11 protein-coding genes and 1 pseudogene are annotated in these 21518 nt (G+C 43.2%); 7 read left to right on the top strand and 5 right to left on the bottom strand.

Going from position 1 to position 21518, the window contains the following annotated elements:
• Nucleotides 1-93: 93 nt before the first annotated feature.
• From lysS to ACR63N_RS07495, 5 genes and pseudogenes are all read left to right on the top strand, one after another.
• The gene (gene lysS / locus ACR63N_RS07515) at nucleotides 94-1641 is read left to right on the top strand and encodes a lysine--tRNA ligase (protein ID WP_472781786.1); all 1548 of its coding nucleotides are present in this window, start codon (nucleotides 94-96) and stop codon (nucleotides 1639-1641) included.
• A 222-nt stretch (nucleotides 1642-1863) separates the two neighbouring features.
• Nucleotides 1864-3966 (top strand): DNA polymerase III subunit gamma/tau, encoded by a 2103-nt coding sequence (dnaX, locus tag ACR63N_RS07510; RefSeq protein WP_472781785.1) that lies wholly within the window; start codon nucleotides 1864-1866, stop codon nucleotides 3964-3966.
• A gap of 231 nt (nucleotides 3967-4197) precedes the next feature.
• On the top strand, nucleotides 4198-5097 hold the full coding sequence (locus tag ACR63N_RS07505; protein ID WP_367105835.1) for a LysR family transcriptional regulator: 900 nt from the start codon (nucleotides 4198-4200) through the stop codon (nucleotides 5095-5097).
• Nucleotides 5098-5226: 129 nt separating this feature from the next.
• Nucleotides 5227-5742, top strand: a complete 516-nt coding sequence (locus ACR63N_RS07500; protein WP_367105913.1) for a transposase — start codon at nucleotides 5227-5229, stop codon at nucleotides 5740-5742.
• Nucleotides 5727-6569: pseudogene (locus tag ACR63N_RS07495) on the top strand (IS3 family transposase); the annotation flags it as partial. The gene ACR63N_RS07500 and the pseudogene ACR63N_RS07495, both read left to right, overlap by 16 nt.
• A gap of 61 nt (nucleotides 6570-6630) precedes the next feature.
• Here ACR63N_RS07495 and ACR63N_RS07490 read toward each other — a convergent pair.
• Nucleotides 6631-7812, bottom strand: a complete 1182-nt coding sequence (locus tag ACR63N_RS07490; protein WP_367111906.1) for an aspartate aminotransferase family protein — start codon at nucleotides 7810-7812, stop codon at nucleotides 6631-6633.
• 72 nt (nucleotides 7813-7884) lie between these two features.
• Nucleotides 7885-8076: a DNA gyrase inhibitor YacG gene (locus ACR63N_RS07485; RefSeq protein ID WP_367105837.1), complete on the bottom strand. Its 192-nt coding sequence runs from the start codon at nucleotides 8074-8076 to the stop codon at nucleotides 7885-7887.
• Nucleotides 8077-8234: 158 nt separating this feature from the next.
• On the opposite strand from ACR63N_RS07485, the gene ACR63N_RS07480 reads away from it, so the two are divergent.
• Nucleotides 8235-8918: a DUF938 domain-containing protein gene (locus ACR63N_RS07480; RefSeq protein WP_472781784.1), complete on the top strand. Its 684-nt coding sequence runs from the start codon at nucleotides 8235-8237 to the stop codon at nucleotides 8916-8918.
• 184 nt (nucleotides 8919-9102) lie between these two features.
• Here the strand turns inward: ACR63N_RS07480 and ACR63N_RS07475 are convergent, their stop codons facing one another.
• Both ACR63N_RS07475 and purD read right to left on the bottom strand, forming a co-directional pair.
• A complete protein-coding gene (locus ACR63N_RS07475; RefSeq protein ID WP_472781783.1) occupies nucleotides 9103-10497 on the bottom strand; it encodes an ABC1 kinase family protein in 1395 nt (464 codons plus the stop codon).
• Nucleotides 10498-10753: 256 nt separating this feature from the next.
• Nucleotides 10754-12106: a phosphoribosylamine--glycine ligase gene (gene purD / locus ACR63N_RS07470; RefSeq protein WP_472781782.1), complete on the bottom strand. Its 1353-nt coding sequence runs from the start codon at nucleotides 12104-12106 to the stop codon at nucleotides 10754-10756.
• Nucleotides 12107-12622: 516 nt separating this feature from the next.
• On the opposite strand from purD, the gene ACR63N_RS07465 reads away from it, so the two are divergent.
• Nucleotides 12623-17443, top strand: coding sequence for an NAD-glutamate dehydrogenase (locus tag ACR63N_RS07465; protein WP_367107004.1), 4821 nt, complete (start codon nucleotides 12623-12625; stop codon nucleotides 17441-17443).
• An 85-nt stretch (nucleotides 17444-17528) separates the two neighbouring features.
• On the opposite strand, the gene ACR63N_RS07460 is transcribed toward ACR63N_RS07465, so the two are convergent.
• Complete coding sequence (locus ACR63N_RS07460) at nucleotides 17529-21431, bottom strand: AAA family ATPase (RefSeq protein ID WP_472781781.1); 3903 nt, start codon at nucleotides 21429-21431, stop codon at nucleotides 17529-17531.
• Between the last annotated feature and the right edge of the window lie 87 nt (nucleotides 21432-21518).

Here is a 21518-nt window from a genome sequence, read left to right as displayed (position 1 = left end):
AAACCAGCATACAACGAGAAATGCTATTAATAGAGACCGTATCTAATACAAAACACATGAATATCAATCAAACTCAACTATTTTGAGAATCTTATGTCTAAAAATAACCAAAACAATCAAGCTCAAGAAGAACAAGCACCCACTTTAGAAGAGGCCAATGAGCTTATTGCTCAGCTGCAAGCTAAACTTGACGACATCACCGCTTCGGGTAAACAGCCTTATCCTAATCAGTTTAAACGCACCGATTACGCGCAGGATCTACAAAGCGCTTTTGAAGGCGTCAGCAAACAAGAGATCGAAGAAAAGGCGGCGAATGGCAACAAGACGCAAGTCAATGTAGCAGGTCGCGTAATGCTGAATCGTGGTTCGTTTATTGTTATCCAAGACATGACGGGACGTATTCAGTTATATGTTGCTCGTAAAGAGCTGGACGCAGAGACGCTAGCTAGCATCAAATCACTGGACTTAGGCGATATCGTTGGGGTCTCTGGGTTTATAGGACGCTCTGGCAAAGGCGATCTATATGTGCATATCGAAGATTTTCAATTGCTTACGAAATCACTACGCCCAATGCCTAATAAGTTTCATGGTTTAGCAGACATCGAGGCACGCTATCGCAGTCGTCATCTAGATTTGATGACCAATGAGACCACACGCGATACTTTTGTGGTTCGCAGTCAAGTCATTAGCGGTATTCGCAAATTTATGCTGAATGAGCGTTTCATGGAAGTTGAAACGCCGATGATGCATCCGATACCAGGCGGGGCAGTAGCACGTCCGTTTGTCACCCATCATAACGCTTTAGATATGCCGCTATACTTACGTATTGCACCTGAATTATATCTTAAACGCTTAGTGATTGGCGGCTTTGAAAAGGTATTTGAGATTAACCGTAGTTTCCGTAATGAGGGCGTATCGACGCGGCATAATCCTGAATTTACCATGATTGAATTTTATCAAGCATACGCTGATTATCATGATTTGATGGATTTAACTGAGCGCTTATTCAACGAGTTGGCGCAAGATATATTAGGTACTACTGAGCTGACTTATCAAGGTGAAAACATCAGCCTAAAAGCGCCGTTTGAGCGTTTAACAATGAGTGACGCGATCGAGAAATATGCTGAAAACTTCGATATGGCGCGGATTGATGATCGTGATTACCTAGCTGATTATGTTGCTAATACGCTACACCAGCCTGTGAACGACGTCTTTGGTGTGGGTAAGCTTATAACTATTATTTTTGAAGAAACCGCTGAACACCAATTGCGTCAGCCTACCTTTATTACTGAATATCCAGCGGAGACGTCACCGCTTGCGCGCCGTAATGATGACAATCCTGAGATTACCGATCGCTTTGAGCTGTTTATTGGCGGTCGCGAGCTGGCCAATGGCTTTAGCGAACTCAACGATCCTGCCGATCAAGCAGAGCGCTTCCGTGGTCAAGTCGCTGAAAAAGACGCCGGGGATGTAGAAGCTATGCATTTTGACGAAGACTATATCGAAGCTTTGTCTTATGGCTTACCGCCTACAGCGGGTGAGGGCATTGGCATTGATCGTTTAGTGATGCTATTTACTGATTCGGCCAGTATTCGCGATGTGATTTTGTTCCCACATATGCGCCGCAAAATTGAAGACTAATGAATTGATTTTTAATGGTCACTAGTATCTTTTATCGAACGTATTTATAGTAGGATCATCGTTTGATTGGTAAGAAGCCAGCGCATGTGTCTGGCTTTTTGCTATAATAAGAACTTAAAAAGAGTCACTTAAAACTACTATCTTACAAACAATCATTTAAAATTAACGCTATAGAAATTATTATAATATAAGTCCTTTAATCACTTGGCAGAATGGATAGCTATGTCGCAGCAATACCAGGTCCTCGCGCGTAAATACCGTCCCAAAAATTTTCATGAACTGATTGGGCAGACGCATGTCTCTCAGGCGCTCATTAACGCGATTGACTATAATCGCTTGCATCATGCCTATTTGTTCACAGGTACGCGCGGCGTCGGCAAGACTACTATCGCGCGTATTTTAGCCAAATGCTTGAACTGTGATAGGGGCGTTACCAGCACGCCTTGCGGAGTTTGTGATAACTGTGTGGCGATTGATCAAGGACGATTTATTGATCTAATTGAGATCGACGCCGCCTCGCGCACCAAGGTCGAAGACACCCGCGAGCTCCTCGACAATGTGCCTTATGCACCAAGTCAGGGACGCTATAAAGTGTATCTGATTGATGAGGTACATATGCTGTCGACGCACAGCTTCAATGCACTACTCAAAACGCTAGAAGAGCCGCCCGAGCACGTCAAATTTTTGTTAGCAACTACTGATCCGCAAAAGCTGCCGATTACTATCATCTCACGCTGCTTGCAGTTTGTACTGCGCCCCTTGCCGCAAACCTTGCTCAGTGAGCATTTGTCCAGTATCTTAACTCAAGAACATGTTGACTATACGCAGCCAGCGATTTGGCAGCTGGCGAGCGCCGCTAAAGGTTCGGTACGTGATGCTTTATCTTTGACCGATCAGGCGATTGCTTTTGGTCAAGGAGCGCTTGATGATGTCACGGTTAACGACATGCTTGGCCTTATAGATGCGGCTGACTTGGTACGGCTAATTACTGATATTTATAACCATAATAAATCTGCGGTCGCTACTCATATCGAACAGATGCGCGCGCAAATGGTTGATGCGACCAGTATGTTTGATGGGCTTGCCGAGCTTTTGCATCAATTGGCATTGACCCAGCTACTACCTGAAGTTGCTTTAAACGTAAATGAAGCGCAAGCGCGGAACATTACTGCGCTGGCAGAGCATATCAGTCCTGATGTGTTGCAGCTTTATTATGAAATCGTAGTACAGGCGCGTGAAGGTATTAAGCTGGCTAGTACACCAATGCAAGCACTTGAGATGTGTATCTTGCGTTTATTAGCGTTTCGTCCACTGCCAATTGATGAGATATTAGATACTGATACCTCTAATAACTTAAAAACTACTACTTTTGATTCTACGACTCCTACAGAATCAGGACATGTTGCTACTATCCATGAGCCGCAGCCTTATAGCATTGATAGTCTTAGTAGTGCTGATGAACCTAATGATATTGATCAAAGTTTGATTGACAATACTTTGGCAGGTGATTACGAAGCAGGAGGAAGTAAGTCTTATTTTTTAGATAATAATGCTATAGAGCCTGAACCAATCGTTGAGCCTGAACCAATCGTTGAGCCTGAACCAATCGTTGAGCCTGAACCAATCGTTGAGCCTGAACCAATCGTTGAGCCTGAACCAATCGTTGAGCCTGAACCAATCGTTGAGCCTGAACCAATCGTTGAGCCTGAACCAATCGTTGAGCCTGAACCAATCGTTGAGCCTGAACCAATCGTTGAGCCTGAACCAATCGTTGAGCCTGAACCAATCGTTGAGCCTGAACCAATCGTTGAGCCTGAACCAATCGTTGAGCCGAGTGTAAATGATTCTCAGTTAGCTAACCATGCTCCAGCTGACTCTGTTGATGATCCGCGCGCATTACTACGTTGTCCGCCGACGGATCTAACAGGAGAATGGACACCGGAGAAATGGGACTATTGGCTTCAAACGGCACGTGAGACAAATAACCTAGCTTCAGATGAGCTAGCGCTGGCACGTCAAGGTATGATGACAGGGCAGTGCAATGGAGAAGCAGTATTTGTAACCGGCGTTGATAGTAAGCATTTGCAAGCAACCTTTCGAGAGTTAGCTACAAAGTTGCAACACCAGTTCCCGCAAGCACAGATCAGTTTGCAAGTAGATAGTAGCGTGATGCAACACGAGAATAAAACACCTGAACGTCGTCAAAGTCAGCGCATGATGCAAGCTACTTCGCTTGCTGAATCTATGCTACATGAATCTCCTGTCATGCAATATTTATCTAATCGTGGTGAAGGTAAAATGGGTAAAGTAAAATTATTTTTATAAAAACTATTAAACTTAGTTAAATAGTAATTGATAATCCATTTTGGCGAGTTATAAACGTAGTAAGGACCTAATTTTAAGAAAAACATAATAGGCGATAATTAAAGTATTGAAACTTATATCTTTGTTGGGAAAAGTTTACCGATAATAATAAGTAATGTTATGGAAATAATAATGAAATCAGCTATAATAGTTAAGTTATATTAAAAACTAAGGTATTGTTTAGGTGGAACTATGTTAGATAATTTACGCGGTATGGCCGTGTTCGCCAGTGTAGTCGGACACGGCTCTTTTAGTGGCTCAGCTCGTGAACTTGGTATTACTACAAGCGCGGTTAGTCAACAAATACGATCGCTAGAAAATGAGTTGGGCGTAGTGCTCTTGCACCGATCTACTCGTAAGCTGAGCTTGACGGAGGCTGGTGAAAGCTTTTATGAAGCAGCAAAAGATGTGGTTAGTGCTGCTGAGCAAGGTCGGATTAAAGTTAATCAGCTGCGTGATGAGTTAGCGGGTAGTTTGCGCATTGCAACTACTCCTGAGCTTGGTGTCAATCATATTTTGCCAGCCTTATCGACATGGATGGCCGCTCACGATGATTTAAATATTACCTTTTTGGCAGACAATCACTATGTTGATTTGATCGATGAGCGTATCGATATAGCTATTCGTATGAGTCCTACTATGGGCGACTCGACATTAAGTAACTATCCTCTGACTGATGTTCGTCAAGTCCTAGTTGCATCACCGCAATACCTGCGTCAACACAAAAAATTAGAGAGTCCAAAAGATCTCTCAGAGCATAAGCTCATTTGTATTGAGATTATGAAGGACGCCAGTCAAGTTGAAGTAACTCAAACTGAAACGGGCAAGAAATCACGTATAAAGATGAATTCACGTATCTATACCAACAATGTCTTTATGGCGACTACTCTAGCCAAAGAAGGTCATGGTTTGGTCAGAATAATGGAGATGGATATCAAAAAGGAGCTAGAGAGAGGGGAGTTAGTTGAAGTATTGACAGGCTACCAGCTACCAAGTTTTGTTTTGTATGCCGTTACCTTAAATCGAGAGCAGCAACCTGCAAAGATTACCCGCTGCTTAGAGGTATTAAAAAAATACTTTCATGCCAGCTAAATGATAAAGTAGTAGCGGCTACTTTGTAAAACAGATCATTTTTATAATAAATTTACATGAAGCATGTTAAAAAGCCTCTAAATATGAACTGCCCCCCATAAGTTGGACACAATTTATGGGGGTTATTTTATGCGTTACGATCTAGACTTTAAGATCAAAGTCATAGCATACTACAAGCAAGGACATAGCGGACATGCTACCAGTGAGAAGTTTTCTGTAAATCCGCGGTTTGTCAGCAAATGGGTCGAGCAATATCAACATGGTGGCATAGACGCTATCAAGCCTAAGGTCGATAGGACTAAATACAGTAGCGACTTTAAGTATAAAGTGCTCGCTGTGATGTTATCAGAAGGACTAAGTCAGTCTGAAACTGCCCTTAGGTTTACTATCAGCTCACCTGCGCTTATTAGCCACTGGCACAACGCTTATCGACACTACGGTATGTCTGGACTCACCTCTAAATATAAAGGTAGTAATCCTATGACCTCTCCTATCACAGACAAACCTGATGAGGACAAGACCCTAGCAGAGCTCAAACGTGAGAACGAGTATCTACGAGCGGAGAATGCGTATTTAAAAAAGCTCGATGCCTTGCTCAGAGCGGAGGAACAAGCAGACAAAAAGCAAGGCTCATCGAAGGACTAAGACAACAGCACGTGTTATCTGACTTACTCACCATAGCAAAGCTTGCAAGGAGTAGTTTCTACTATCATAGAGCGAGTCTTTGGGATAAAGACAAATACGCTCCCTTGAAACAGCGCATCCGTGATATCTACCACCAGCATAAAGGTCGATATGGCTATCGTCGAATCACTCAGACACTTAAGAATGAAGGACTAAAGGTCAACCATAAGCGGGTTGCAAGGCTTATGGGACAGCTTAAGCTGACTGCCAGAATCAGACGACAAAGGTATCGATCCTACAAAGGACAGTGCGGCGTTATAGCTAAGAACAGGGTCAAGCGTAAGTTCAGAGCAGGTGCGCCTAATCGCAGATGGTTTACTGACATCACTGAATTTAAGGTCGGCGGTGATAAGTTGTATCTATCACCCATACTCGATGGCTACAACAATGAGATCATCAGCTACGAGCTTTCAAGACGACCCGTCTATAACTTAGTCAAACAGATGCTTGAGCGTGCCGTTAAAAACATACCTGCAAAGCGCAAAGAGGAGCTCACCCTGCATTCAGATCAAGGCTGGCACTATCAAATGAAACCGTTTGCAAGTACGCTTAGAGCGAATCATATTAATCAAAGTATGAGCCGTAAGGGTAATTGCTTAGACAATGCATTGATGGAAGGGTTCTTTGGTACGCTCAAATGTGAGACGATTTATATTGAGAAACCGAATACCATTGAGGATTTAGAGCAACAGATTCATGAGTATATCCACTACTATAATCATGAGAGAATTCAACTTAAACTAAAAGGACTGAGTCCTGTAAAGTACAGAACTCAGTCCTTGATGTAAACTTAAACTGTCCAAGTTTAGGGGGTCAGTTCAATACGTTTAGAGGCTTTTTAACATGAATTTAAAGTAGTGGGTTTAACAAATCAACTAAACGTTCAACCACTTGTATGCTTTCTTCACGGCGTATATTTAGTGGCGGCAGTAGACGAATAACATGACTACCCGTAACATTGATAATTAACTTTTGCTCATCACGAGCTTTGTCAACGAGCGCGCTACAGTCCGTTGTTTCAGGAAGTACGATACCTATCATCGTACCTGCACCGCGACTACTAACTCCATATTGCTGTAATTCACTAACTAGACTGTCACGAATAAACTGACCTTCGCGTACAGCATTCTCCATAATGCCGCTATTGGTTAATACGTCATAAACGCTATGAACGACACGGCTTGCCAGCGGAGTACCACCATAAGTTGAACCATGACTACCAGCGCTAAATAGATCCTTTGCCCGGCCTCTAACCATGCAAGCGCCTACTGGGAAACCATTACCTAGTCCTTTGGCAGTAGTCAATACGTCAGGGCAAGCGTCGCTGTGCTGATAGGCAAAATATTTACCCGTACGGCCATTACCAGTCTGCACTTCATCAAGCATAAATAACCAATCATGAGCGTCGCATTCTGCCTGCAGTTCTTCCAAATATGTAAAGCCGTTATTAGCAGTATTGACTCCACCTTCACCCTGGATAGGCTCTACAAAGAGGGCACAAATATCATCATAGTCTTGAGCCACTTGTCTAATTGCCGCGATATCACCAAAAGGCACGCGGATAAAGTCATCATCAAGGGTAAAAAAACCTTCACGCGCTTTAGGATTAGCGGTTGCCGAGACTGATAATAAAGTACGGCCATGAAAGGACTGTTCCATTACAATAACTCTCGGTCTCTTAAAGCCTTTATTATAAGCGTATAATCGCGCTAATTTTAGTGCCGCTTCGTTGGCCTCGGCACCGCTATTGGCGAAAAATACGCTGTCCATCTGTGCTGCAGTACATAAGGCTTCGCCAGCTCGTTCCTGCCAGTCGATACCGAATAGATTGCTGGTATGTAGGAGTGTGGCAGCCTGCTGTTGTATGGCTTCGGTAACTTGCGGATGACAATGACCAAGACCACAAACTGCGATACCTGTAAGCGCATCTAAATAAGGGGTATCATCCTTGGTATACAGCCAGCTACCTGAGCCGTGAGTAAAGCTAATCGGTTGACGATTATAAGTGGGCATCAGGTAAGTCGCTGACATATAGGTATCCTTGGTTATTAAAACAGTAGGTTAGGTAGTAAATTATGCAGTATGATAAATGAAAATAAAGAGTTAAAACTCATCAGAGAAAGGAGTGGATTCAGCAGGTAGGCTATATTCTTCGCTCGCCCAAGCGCCTAAGTCGATAAGCTTACAGCGCTCACTACAAAATGGTTTAGATTTATTGTCTTGCCAAGCAGTTTGAGTGCCGCAGCGCGGACAAGGGTAAGTTTTGGGTAAAGAGTCTTGAGTAGATTGGGTCATAATAATAGTCAGGTTATCCTCGTTTTATTAGAATATAAAATTCATTATAATAGCATGCAGTGGTCAAAAAACAAAAAATGTATTGCTATAGAAAATCAATAAATAGCCTAAGTAAACATTTTCATTAAACAAAGATTGAGAGGTGTAGTGCAACATATATGACAAGCCCTGTGAATATCCTTTCCCATCGAAAACAACGCGCCTTTCGCCCAGAAAAACTTTCAGTACCACGAAACTTTTATGTTCCCGATGCTATCAAGGTATCAGCGACTGATAAAAATAAACGTTCTCTAATTTTGGAGATTGGAGCAGGGAAGGGCAAGCATGCGCTGAGCTTTGCCGACCAAAACCCCAATCAACAGCTAATAGCGATCGAACGGACTCGTAACAAGTTTGAAGCGTTTACAAAGTTGGCGATAAAGCAAAGACTCAATAATCTAATACCTATTCATGCTGATGCGTTAGCGTGGATAGTACATGCTGTTGCACCAAATAGCGTCGCCAAAATATACATACTCTATCCTAACCCTGAACAGCACAACCACAATCAACAGTGGCTTAATATGCCCTTCTTTGAGTTTTTATTATCACGGCTACAAGAGGGTGGAGAGATTATTCTAGCGACTAATATCGAAGCTTACATGGATAATGCAGAACAAGAAGCCAAAGAAACTTGGTGTTTACCAATATCTCGTCATCTAGTATCTATGCACAGTCAACGCACTCATTTTGAGATTAAGTATTTAGCACGCCAAGAGATTTGTTGGCAGCTAAATATGTATAAACCTGAAGGGTATCGGACAAGGTTTGATACTTGGCAAATGGAAGAAATAAAAGAATAAGTGAATAGCCTAAGCAGTGTAAAAACAACATCTTAAAAGAGTCATAACAAGGACATACAATTATAAAATAGCCTAAGCAAATAATAAATATACAAAAGTCGCTTCTAAAGAAGACGATTTCAAAAGTCAAATCTACAATTAATTCAAATCTAGAGTCAAAAATTAAGTTAGATCAAACCTTTTACTATAAATAAGGTTTGACTAATTTCTCCGAATTGGTATGAGCATCTATAACCGTTAAAAAAGTATAAGCCCCTATAAATTTGCGACTAATAAACATAAGCTCTTTTGGTGGCAAGTTAAACTCAAAAGACTGCATAGCACGTCTAGCACTGGCTGATATGCGTGAGTGTAGTTTACTATTGGCCCAAATATAACGCTGCTTTTCATCTAGACAGTTAGCTGGAATCTCCGAATTCATCTCAGGATTGCTAAAGGGTTCTGTAGCTAATAAAAATAATGAGGCGACATCAGACTTTACTTTATTACTCATAGTGTCAAAAAAATCATAGCCCGTCATTGCCGCTTCCATAGCTTGCTGGTCATGATAGTAGCCTGCACGCAGCAGACCATGAGCGATTGTCAATAAAGCATAATCAAACTGACGAATAGCACCGAAGTCTAAGAGTACTAGTTTATCGGGTTCATTTTCATCATTACCAATACGCACTAAGTAGTTGCCAAAATTGGGATCGGTCTGCATCTCACCCCATACAAAAATCTCTTGCATGATCAGCTCAATGGCTGCTTGCCCAATAGCATTACGACGTTCAGAAGAGAGTAGTTGTAATTTGTCTGATGTCACTGGTACACCAGATTCGTAGCTCATGCACAGTAAGCGTTTGCTAGAATAGTTACGGTTAATTTTAGGAACAGCGTAACGCGGATCGTCTTTCAATCGTCCATAAAAACGCTCTGTCGTTGCCGCTTCCACATCATAGTCAACTTCATTATGAAGAAGATCACGAATCTCCTCAAACCACTCATCAAGCGCTCGAGTTTGCGGTACAGCGTTGCTTACTTTTAACAAGCGTTTAAACAACGCTAGGTCTGAGTCAATAGCATCTGCCACGCCTGGATATTGAATTTTTAATACAATATCTTCACCAGTTTCTATTATTGTTGCACGGTGGACTTGCGCTAATGAAGCTGTGCCAATAGGTGTAGTATTGATTTCAAGCTCATCTAATTTATCACCTAAAATGCGGCGTAGTGTATCCTCTATCTTAGGCCAAGCAAGTGTTGCCGTGTCATCATTGAGCGTTTGGAGCGCGCGCGTAATCTCAGGCGGTAATACATGCTCGCCATACATCGCTAGCATTTGACCGATTTTCACCACTGAGCCTTTTAGTTTACCAAGCTCTTCTGCTACATAATTCGCTTGCGCCTCCATAAATGCCTGATTACGTTTGGAGCGTGCTTGCTTGTCCAAAAACATACCCGATACACTATTACCTGCCCAGCGACGACCAATATTCAAAGACGTTTTAGCAATAGATAATCGACGCTCAAACCCTGAGGTTTTAAGGTTATCAATTGATTGCCTGTTATTAGTAGGTCTAGACGGTTCATTTGCCATAAATACAACCATTTATCAAGTTAGTATTGATTTATAGATTTAAGATTAACAATACAAAGAAGGGTGCTAGTGATGTACAGAATTGTATCATATAACGTACTGTAAGCTTGCTAGTGATACAAGTGTTCAACAGGTTTGAGGGTAATAATGATGGAATCTAAATCAAAGATTCTCACCATCATTTCTCCTTAGGTTTGCCACGTTGTTTAAGAAGATTGCTCTGACTAACAACCGCGCTTAAATGATAGGTAGCGTATCAAGAAGGCTTACGAGTAATAGCATGATGTCCAATATCACGGCGATACTGTGCGCCTTCAAAACTAATCGCGCCAGTTACAGCGAGCGCTTCTTGCTGAGCATCTAGTATCGTATCAGCAAGTGCTGTTACGCATAATACGCGCCCACCATCAGTGACAATTTCTTTATCATTATCATTATCAGTAGCGCGCGCGGCATCTAGATTATCTGATTGCTTACCATTCGCAAACGCAGTACCTGCATGAAACACCTTTACTGTAGACTTATTATCGGGATCCAGCTCCGGTAGACCACTGATTGCATCCCCTTTAGATGACGTTTCAGGATAACCTTTAGAAGCAATAACGATACCTAGAGCAGGACGCTCATTCCATTTAGCTTGTTTTGGCAGCTCTCCTGCTAGCCCTTGGCTCACCAAATCTACCATGGATGATTGTAAGCGCATAAGGATAGGCTGAGTCTCTGGATCACCAAAACGACAATTGAACTCAATAACAAAGGGATTACCTGACTCATCGATCATCAAACCTGCATATAAAAAACCAGTATAAGGATGACCGGCAGCATTCATGCCATCTACCACTGGCTGAATGATTTGTGTTATTACCTTATCGTGGACCGCTGACGTGACGACAGGGGCAGGGGAATAAGCGCCCATACCGCCTGTATTAGGTCCCGTATCACCTTCAAAAGCACGTTTATGATCTTGACTGGTCGCCATTGGTAAAATATTTTTGCCATCTATCATACATATAAAACTGGCCTCCTCACCTTGCAGAAACTGCTCTATAACCACGCGGCTACCAGCATCCCCAAACTTATTATCTGCAAGCATATCATCAATGGCATTATGGGCGTCAGTTACGGTTTCGGCGACGATAACGCCTTTACCTGCAGCAAGCCCATCCGCTTTTATAACGATAGGCGCGCCTTGCTCACTGACATAGGCTTTGGCGCTTTTAGCGTCCGTAAAACCTTGATAGGCGGCGGTGGGAATATTGTGCTGCGCCATAAATTCTTTAGCAAAAGTCTTGGAGCCCTCAAGCCTAGCGCAATAAGCGCTTGGGCCCCATGCTGGAATACCAGCATCACGGCATGCATCGACAATACCTGCTACAAGAGGAGCTTCAGGACCAACAATGACCATGTCGATAGCTTTGTTTTTACAAAACTCTATAATCGTACTGTGATCTTTTGTATCATCGGCTAAAACAATATTTTGGCATTTCGGTTCAAGGGCGGTACCTGCGTTACCAGGAGCGATATAGACACGTTGTACGTTGTTATCCTTGGCACACTGCCAAGCCAGCGCATGCTCACGGCCACCTGAGCCAATTACCAAAATGTTCATCTTAGGTTTTGTCCTTAATAATAAAAAGTGTCAGTAGCAAGAGTATTAATAATAAGTAATACAACGCGGTTAAACATACTGTCGTATTCTAGCAAAAAAGTTGCAGCGATTGCCATGAGTATCCACATAGCAGAACGTAATAGCAACAAGAGCTCAAAAACGCCTACCTATTAGAGCCTATCTTAAAGATTTTACTGAGGTCAAATAACAATATAAATCAGCTAAAACCGACCTTTGAATAGACTGTGCTATTTGACATTGTTTCATAAACAAAGGTTATCGAGAGCCCTACCATGCATGAAATAGTTTTTTACACTTTAGCTATGTCAGTAGGTGCGTTACAATCTCAAGAGTATAGCAATCCTGATCTAACTAGCCAGCGCTATGCACGGTCTCATACTCGAATTTTGAGTGAGAAGTAAAAATTATCGTTAAGCAACAGCAAGTATCCAAACGTAAAAAACTTAAAACTAATATTAAATACACTATTAAAACTTATAAAAAAGGACACAAATTATGCCCAACTCTCTTAGCATTGCCCAAGAGCGTGTCGGTCAAATTAGTGATATTGCTACCAACTATGTGCAAAAGGACAAATCGCTACTAGATCATTTTATTAATAGTTATTATCGCTCACTACATCATGAAGCGGCGGATGCTCTGAGTGATGCTGATTTGGCAGGTATGGCGCTACATCACTTTACCTTGTTTAAGGCTTATGAGGGCACTAAACCACAAATCGCCATACTAAACCCAGCAGCTGAGGAGCAACATTTTCATAGCTCACATACCGTCATTCAGGTTGTGGCTTATGACCGTCCTTTTTTAGTAGATACTATTTTGATGACTCTTGAAGCAGAAGGCATTGATGTTCATCGTACTTATAATACGATCGTTAGTGTGGAGCGTGATGACGATGGTAACGTCTTACATGTTAAGTATGCCAATGAGAGCAACACCGACCAGATGTCTCTCATTCATTGCGAGATTGCTTATCAAGACGATGATACTTTAGCTTCTTTGCAGCAGTTATTATTAGATACCGTAGACACCTTAGATACTGTAGTCGGTGATTGGCAAGAGATGCAAACACGGCTAACAGAGATCAACGCTGAATTGACAGACAAATCATTACCTGAAACGTTCTATTCAAAACAAGAGATTCAGGCCTTTTTGGACTGGGTATCAGATAATAATTTTATCTTTTTAGGATTTCGTGAGTATCGTTTAGAAACTAAGGGTGATGATTTAGACTTGTTTGCTATTGGTAATAGTGGACTTGGCTTATTGCGCGGTTCAAGTGAGGACACGCTCTCAAAAAGCTTCAATGAGTTACCATCCAATCTTAAGCAGCTGTTGACTGAACCACGCGTCCTTATGTTATCAAAATCAAGCCGCGTGTCACCTATCCATCGTCCCGTATATATGGACTTTGTGGGCATTCATAAGTTTGATAAAAAGGGTCAGCTAGTTGGCGAGTATCGCTTCATTGGTTTGTTCACCTCACAAGCTTATCAGCTAAGCGTACAAGATATTCCTTTACTACGTGAAAAATCCAACCAAATCATGAAAATGGTAGATCTACCGCGCGATGGTCATGCCTATCAAAAAACCATACATATTATTGACAGTTTGCCGCGTGATGATTTATTTCAAGCCAATGTCGAAGAGCTGTATCCTATAGTAGCTGGTATCGCCCAGTTGCAGGATAAGAAAAAACTGCGGCTATTTAGCCGAGTGGATCATTATCAGCGCTTTGTATCTTGTCTGGTGTATATTCCTCGTGAAAAATTCAATACTGAGCTGCGCATCAAAGTACAAAACGTACTAAAAGAGGCTTATGGCGGAACCTCATCAGGGTTTATCACTGAATTTAATGAGTCAGAGCATGCCCGCGTCCATGTTCATGTGCGTACGGTCCCAGGCCAAGTCAATGATGTCGATACCAGCGATCTTGAAGCAGAGTTATCGGCACTGATGGAATCATGGAGCGACCACTATCAAAAAATGCTACTAGATAACGTGGGTGAACAGCAGACCAATGTCTTAACGCGGCAATTTCTATCTTATATTCCAGCCGCTTATCAAGAGCGTTTTGATACTCGTACCGCTGTTGAAGATACCAAAAAGCTTGCCAGCCTCGACGATACAAAGCCTATGATTTGGCACTTGTATCAATCAACAGGAGATGCCAGTAATCAGCTACATCTTAAGCTCTTTGGACGTCAACAGCCGGTAATACTGTCCAAAGTTCTGCCTATACTAGAGAACTTTGGAGTATCGGTCATCTCAGCGCAAACTTATGAATTTGATCTGCCAGAGCAGCCCATTTGGATGCAAGAGTATGAGCTGACCTTAGAGCATGTTGACAAAGTCGATATCCGGGTAGTAAGGACGCAGTTTGAAGATAGTCTCAAGCAGATCTGGGCTGGACGTGTTGAGAGTGATTTCTTTAATGAGCTAGTATTGATCACTGAGCTTGATACTTATGATGTCGTTGTACTACGTGCACTATCAAGCTATATGCGCCAAGCAAAAGCGCCATTCTCTAGCAGCTATATTCAACAAACCGTCGTAAAAAATAGTGATATCAGCGTGGCACTTAGCTATTTGTTTGATGCGCGTATGAATCCCAAGCATAGCGCAGAGGAGCGCGCCAGTAAAACCGCTCAATTCCAAGAGCAAATTAACGATGCACTGGTTAATGTCGATAGTTTGGATGAGGATCGTATCTTGCGTTGGTATTTGGATTTAATCAATGCCATGGTACGTACGAACTTTTATCAGACCGATGATGAAGGGGCACGCAAAGACCGGCTATCATTTAAGTTTTTGGCCGCAGATATTCCTAATCTACCCAAACCTAAGCCTATGTTTGAGATTTTCGTTTATTCACCGCGTGTAGAAGCGGTGCATCTGCGTGGCGGCAAAGTGGCTCGTGGTGGCCTGCGTTGGTCAGATCGTATGGAGGATTTCCGTACCGAGGTTTTAGGCCTAGTCAAAGCGCAAATGGTCAAAAACGCAGTTATTGTGCCCGTGGGCTCAAAAGGCGGTTTCATTGTTAAAACCAAAACTATGGCTGATGGCCGTGAAGCTTTTCAAGCTGAAGGTATTGCCTGCTATCAAGCCTTTTTGCGCGGTATGCTTGATATCACAGATAATATCGTTGATGGCGAGATAGTTCCGCCTGCCAATACGGTACGTCATGATGAAGACGATCCATATTTAGTAGTTGCAGCAGACAAGGGTACGGCAACTTTCTCCGATATTGCCAACGCCTTATCCAGTGAATATAACTTCTGGCTTGATGATGCTTTCGCCTCCGGCGGTTCGGTCGGTTATGATCATAAAGCGATGGGCATTACGGCGCGTGGCGGCTGGGAATCAGTCAAGCGTCATTTCCGTATGCGCGGTATGGACATCCAAAATCGCGACGACTTTACGGTCGTTGGTATTGGTGATATGAGTGGGGACGTCTTTGGTAATGGCATGCTACGCTCAACCCATACCAAGCTGGTCGCCGCTTTTAACCACTTACATATCTTTATCGATCCAAATCCAGATACAAAAAGCTCCTATGCTGAGCGCGAACGCTTATTTAATATGCCGCGCTCGACATGGGACGATTATGATAAATCGCTCATTAGCGAAGGTGGCGGTGTGTTCTCGCGTCAGGACAAAACCATCGCTATCAGTAATGAGATGAAAGAGATCTTCGCTATTGAAGCGGACAGTATGGCGCCAAACGATTTTATCAGTGCTTTACTGCGTGCTCCTGTGGATCTGATTTGGAACGGCGGTATTGGTACTTATGTGAAAAGCGCTAATGAGAGCCATGCTGATGTTGGTGATCGCGCCAACGATGCAGTGCGGGTCGATGGCGGCGAGCTGCGCGCGGCAGTTGTCGGTGAGGGTGGTAATCTAGGCTTTACCCAACAAGGGCGTATTGAATATGCGCAAACTGGCGGCCGTATCTACACTGATGCTATTGATAATTCAGGCGGCGTTAACTGCTCAGATCATGAAGTCAATATCAAGATTCTGTTAGGTAAAGTGGTTGAGCAAGGTGATATGACTCTCAAGCAGCGCAACGAGCTACTTGAGAGTATGACCTCTAGTGTTGCACAGTTGGTGCTACGCCAAAACTACCTACAGCCGCAAGCTATTGAGCTTAGCCATATGCGCGCTACGGCTAATTTAAGCGACCATCAACGCTTTATTCAACTGCTTGAGTCTGAGGGTCGTTTGGACCGCGCTATTGAATACTTGCCATCAGATGAGGAGATTAGCAAACGCCAAAAAGCGGGTACTGGTTTGACCAATCCTGAGCTGGCAGTGGTTCTAGCCTATGGCAAGATGTGGGTCTATGATAATTTGCTGTTATCTGACTTACCTGACGCGCCTTATTTTATCAATGAGCTGCGTAAATATTTCCCCGATGAGCTGGTTGCCCGCTTCTTTGATGAGATGACTGAGCATCGTCTAAACCGTGAAATTATCAGTACTTATCTGACCAATAGCGTCGTCAATCGTTTGGGGATTGAAGCTCTGTTCCGTCTTTTTGAGGAAACCGGACAGTCGCTTGCAACTATCATCCGAGCTTACGCCATTACTCGTGAAGTGTTTGAAGTCAAAGAGGTGTGGCAACTGCTTGAATCATTAGACAATAAAGTCGATGCCACCTTGTTATTAAAACTTGAGCTACGCTTACGTGACGCTATGGAAAGCGGAGTGGTTTGGTTTATCAACGCCTTTGGTCAAGATTTGCAAGTCGCCGATATGATTGAGCGCTTTGGTGGTAGTGTCGCGCAATTGATCAAATCTGGCGGCTTTATCGAACAGCAATTTTCGCAGTATTTGCAAGATGATACGGCAAGCCTGACTGCCGATGGTTTGTCTGACAACGATGCTGCGCTATTTGCTATTTTGCCTTACCATGTTGATGCCCTTGATGCCGCCTTGCTCGCTGAGAAGTATGAGCGTTCGGTCGACGACATTGCCACGCTTTATTTTGAAGCCTATCAAGTGCTACAATTTGATTGGATGATCGACAATATCGCCAGTCTACCGCAGCAGAACTATTGGGATCGCCGTGCCCGTCATGCGCTCGTCAATGAGCTGACACGTAGTTTGCGCCTGCTTATGAATGCGATATTATCAGAACCTAATGCCAAAGAGGCCTTTAACGAGTGGCAGTCGCGTCATGAATCGCAGCTTGAGTCAGTGAAGACAGAGATGAAAAAGCTTGATACTCTTTATGAGAATGATGATAGTGTGATCAGTCTATCTACGCTATCAGTATTGATGAGTGAACTGAGCAATCTTGTGACAAAATAGTTTGTGAAACAGTAGAGAGCTACTTTTAAGCTAATAAAAAACCGCCGCTAATCTATTAGCGGCGGTTTTTTATTAGCCCTTTGTTCTAGCCTGCGATTTTGTAACAGCCTTGCCCCGTAATCTCACTAAAGCCGCCCGAGATTTTTTTCACCTGAATTTGGGTCAAAATGCGCTCTTTTAATGCTTGCACATGAGAGATGACGCCAATGAGTTTGCCTTCTTGTTGCAAGCTGGTCAGCGTATCGAGGGCGATATCCAGCGACTCCTCATCAAGGGTGCCAAAACCTTCGTCCAAAAATAACGAATCAACACGAATATTATTGCTCGCCATTTGTGAGAGTCCTAGCGCGAGAGCTAGGCTAATAATAAAACCTTCACCGCCTGATAGGTTTTTAGTGCTGCGAATCTCGCCGCCTTGATAATTATCAATGACATTGAGCTCCAGCGCATTATTATCATCACGAATCAGCAGATAGCGGTCACTCATTTTATGCAATTGGGTATTAGCATGGCTGACCATAATGTCAAAGGTAAGGCCTTGGGCGAAGGTGCGATACTTTTTGCCACTACTCGAGCCTATGAGGTCATTGAGTTGTTGCCAGATTTGTAATTTGTCCTTTTGAGCATTGATAGCCTCAAGCTGCGCTAGCTGGTTTTGTTTTTTATCCTCATTATCTTTGAGCTGTTGACTGATTGCGCCGATAGACTCAATTAAATGTTTGCTTTTATCCAACGCTTGCGTCTGTTGTTCAATGAGTGTTTCTCTGTTATCAGTAGTCAGCGACTCGGCTTGTTTGTCTGCCAGTCCTTGCTGAGACTCTTTTAATAACGACTGTGCTTGCTTGAGTCTATAATCAATATTTTCATGCTGCTGCTTAAGCGAGCTGCGCTCGTCAATGGATAACCGCGCGGCAATAAAATCTGCCTCATCGGTAAATTCGGAGACGGCAAGTGCTGATTTAAAGGCGCTCTCTTGGGCGTCAAGGGCAGTAGTCGCGGTAGCCAGTTGGTCGGTAAGCTGCTGCTGTTTTTCTTTTAATTGTATCAGCGTGTGCTCGGCATTATCCCATTGCCTTTGTGCTGAGGCTTGCATGGAACTGACTTCTGCAACTCGGTCACGTAAGCGCTGCTCTTCTTCATCAGGGTTTTTATCAACAAAAATTGCTTGTCTATCAGCTTTTAATTGTGCAAGCGCTTTGGTTTTCTCACTAATAGTTTCAGTCAGCGCCTCCAGTTCATTATTTTCTTTATCGAGCTGGGCTTGCTTGGTATCAATTTGGGTGCCTAAGGTGCTAAGCGTAGTTAGCAAGTTTTGCCGCTCATCTTTATAGGTATTAAACTGCTTTCTTAACTGCACCAATTCACTACGCCGCTGTCGAAGAGTGTGAATATGGCTGTCAAAGTCAGCTCCACTTAGGACAATTTGAGTATCTATACTGTCTAGCAAAGGCTGTAATATTGAGCACTCTGCCACTGAACTTGTCACTGCATTAGATTTAGATTTGCCAGCGAGATATTTACTTAATAATACTAATATAGCGTTGCTAAGGATTTTTAATTCAGAAAAATTAGCGCTCACCTTTTTATCGATACTGTCTATCGCTGACGCGCCAATCCTAATATCAGTCTCAATCGTGCTTATCTCACTTGCCAGCTTGTACTGGGTCTTCTCCAAAGACTCCAACGTTTTGCTGATTTTAGTACCTTCATCACCAAGCGCTTCATATTGGGTTAAGGTAGCTTTTAGCGCTTCTTTGTGCGCGGTAAGTTGGTTTCTGCTGGTACTTAGCAGCGTTAAGGCGTCCTTTATGAGATTAAAATCAGCCGATTCTGCATTGGCCATGTCCTTGCTACTCTGTATGAGTGGAGCAATGGTTTTACTAATAATATCAGTATATGTTTTATCCAAAAGCGTCTGTATGAGCTGACTGCTATCCGCGCTCAAGGTTTTTATCTGGGTGTTGAGCCCGCTTTGCTGCTCTTCTAGCTGTGCAAGCTGGTTTTGTTTGGTGGCGTAATCGACACGATGTTTGGATAAGGTTTGCTCTAAATCATGAATCAAGGTATCAAGCTTGGCCATTTGCTCTTGTGTTTGCGCAACTTCGAATTGGTCATTGTCTAAGATAGGATGATGCACAGCGTAAGGATGCTCAAGCGCGCCGCAAAGCGGGCAGGGGTCACCGTCTTTGAGCTTAGCAATATAATGCTCTAAGCTTGCTACTTGTTGTAATGAGTCGAGCAATTTTTGTTTGTCTTGGCGTCTGTCTTTGGCATCTAAAAGGGCAGACTCACTCTCAGTAATTTTGCTGGACATTATCGCTAAATCATTATCAATAATGGTCAGGTTAGCCATCATCTTACTACTTTGCGTAGCAAACTCATCAAGACGCTGTACTTTAAAGCTCACTTGTTCAATCTGAGTGCTGATACGGTCAATCTGCTCTTGTTCACCGCGCATATCTGCCAAAGACTGATATTGCGTGAGGGCTGCCTGCTTTTTTTGCACAGCGGTTAACTCATCACAGCTCTTAGTAATCAAGGCTTTATTAGCGCTTTGCTGCTCATAATAATTATCAAGGTCGGCTTGATATTGGCTGCTTTGGTTATCATGGTTACTCTTATCGTTTGCCAATAGGGCATTGTCTTGCAACAGTGCTTTTAAACGGCTGCAATGGTTATCAAAGTTGGCGGTATCCGTATCGATGTCGTTTAGCTCGTTTGCCGCTGCAAGATGTTTCTCTACACTTGCCAGCGCAGCCTTATTTTGGGTTAAGCTGTCTTTATGACTCTCGATATCGTCGCGCAAACGCTGGGTATTAGCGCTCAGGGTTTGTTGTCTTTGACGCTGATCGTCTAAAATATGGATTTGCTGATTGATATTGCTATCGAGCTTGCGGGCTTGGGCTATTTTGGGCAAGGCGGTTTGCAGTTCATCGTGAGTGTTCTGCACACGCTCATTGGCCGCTTTTAAAGTATGAGCTGCTTGTTCTAGGCGTTCTTGCTGCTCAGGTAATTGCTGGTTCAGCGCCTGCTGCTCATTTTGCAAACGCTTGACGGTTTCACGGTTGTAGGTAAGCTGGCTGTATTGACTGTCAATCTCCAGCGCTTTATTAGCAGCTTTGAGACGCTTAGCATCAGGGATAAAGTCTTGCTGCGCTTGCTTGGCGTACTCAAGATCATGCTGATAAGTGCGTAATTTATCCTTTAATTCTGTAACGCTATCAAGCCATTTGATTTGCTCGCCCAAAGTATTAATAATCTGTTGCTGCTCATTTTGCGTGCTTTGATACGAGGCTAAAGTAGCGTTGAGCTCATTTTCTTTGTCGCTATCTAGTAGCATTAAGCCGTCTAAGCCGTATTGTAATTTACTAAGCACCTCCTCTTCGGTGCGCTTTTTATCAAAAACATGAGCTGAGATAGTGGCATAAATATCAGTGCCCGTTATTTTCTCCAAAATATCGGCGCGCTCATCAGCCTTGGCCTTTAAAAAGGCGGAAAAACTACCCTGCGCCAGTAAAATCGAGCGGGTGAACTGCTGAAAGTCCATCCGCGTCAGCTGGGTGATCTTATCTTTGGTGCGTGAGAGCTTACTCTCTAAAATCTCATCATCTTTTTCGGTATTAGCTAGGTTTATTTTGGCAACTTCATGGGTGGCATCTTGCAAATTGCCATCAGACTTATTATAAGCGCGGCGCTGACCCCAACGGCAGCGATAGTGGAGGCCGTTTAAATCAATGACCACCTCGGCAAAACACTCCGCCGTTTGCCGCGTCATGACTTCATTGCTGGTTTTGCTAATGCTATTGATACGCGGCGTCTCGCCATATAACGCCAAGCAAATGGCATCCAAAATCGTGGTCTTGCCCGCGCCAGTTTGCCCTGTTATGGCGAAAATACCTTCGTTGATAAAAGCAGGGTCGGCAAAGTCAATATGCCATTCGCCTTTTAAAGAGTTGAGGTTTTTGAGTCGGAGTTCGATTAGGCGCATGGTTTGGTCTTTATAATTTTAGATTCTGAATTTGAAAGAGAGATTGTTGATGTTTTATAGATAAGTTAGGCTGAAATTTCTAATCAT

It is taken from the genome of Psychrobacter sp. M4 (genome assembly GCF_055699795.1).
This window is presented reverse-complemented; position numbering and strand designations above follow the sequence as displayed.

What these genes read in the sequence shown, in the direction of transcription:
- lysS (WP_472781786.1), top strand. Translation starts at nt 94, where the DNA reads ATGTCTAAAAATAACCAAAACAATCAAGCTCAAGAAGAACAAGCACCC.
- dnaX (WP_472781785.1), top strand. Translation starts at nt 1,864, where the DNA reads ATGTCGCAGCAATACCAGGTCCTCGCGCGTAAATACCGTCCCAAAAAT.
- ACR63N_RS07505 (WP_367105835.1), top strand. Translation starts at nt 4,198, where the DNA reads ATGTTAGATAATTTACGCGGTATGGCCGTGTTCGCCAGTGTAGTCGGA.
- ACR63N_RS07500 (WP_367105913.1), top strand. Translation starts at nt 5,227, where the DNA reads ATGCGTTACGATCTAGACTTTAAGATCAAAGTCATAGCATACTACAAG.
- ACR63N_RS07490 (WP_367111906.1), bottom strand. Translation starts at nt 7,812, where the DNA reads ATGTCAGCGACTTACCTGATGCCCACTTATAATCGTCAACCGATTAGC.
- ACR63N_RS07485 (WP_367105837.1), bottom strand. Translation starts at nt 8,076, where the DNA reads ATGACCCAATCTACTCAAGACTCTTTACCCAAAACTTACCCTTGTCCG.
- ACR63N_RS07480 (WP_472781784.1), top strand. Translation starts at nt 8,235, where the DNA reads ATGACAAGCCCTGTGAATATCCTTTCCCATCGAAAACAACGCGCCTTT.
- ACR63N_RS07475 (WP_472781783.1), bottom strand. Translation starts at nt 10,497, where the DNA reads ATGGCAAATGAACCGTCTAGACCTACTAATAACAGGCAATCAATTGAT.
- purD (WP_472781782.1), bottom strand. Translation starts at nt 12,106, where the DNA reads ATGAACATTTTGGTAATTGGCTCAGGTGGCCGTGAGCATGCGCTGGCT.
- ACR63N_RS07465 (WP_367107004.1), top strand. Translation starts at nt 12,623, where the DNA reads ATGCCCAACTCTCTTAGCATTGCCCAAGAGCGTGTCGGTCAAATTAGT.
- ACR63N_RS07460 (WP_472781781.1), bottom strand. Translation starts at nt 21,431, where the DNA reads ATGCGCCTAATCGAACTCCGACTCAAAAACCTCAACTCTTTAAAAGGC.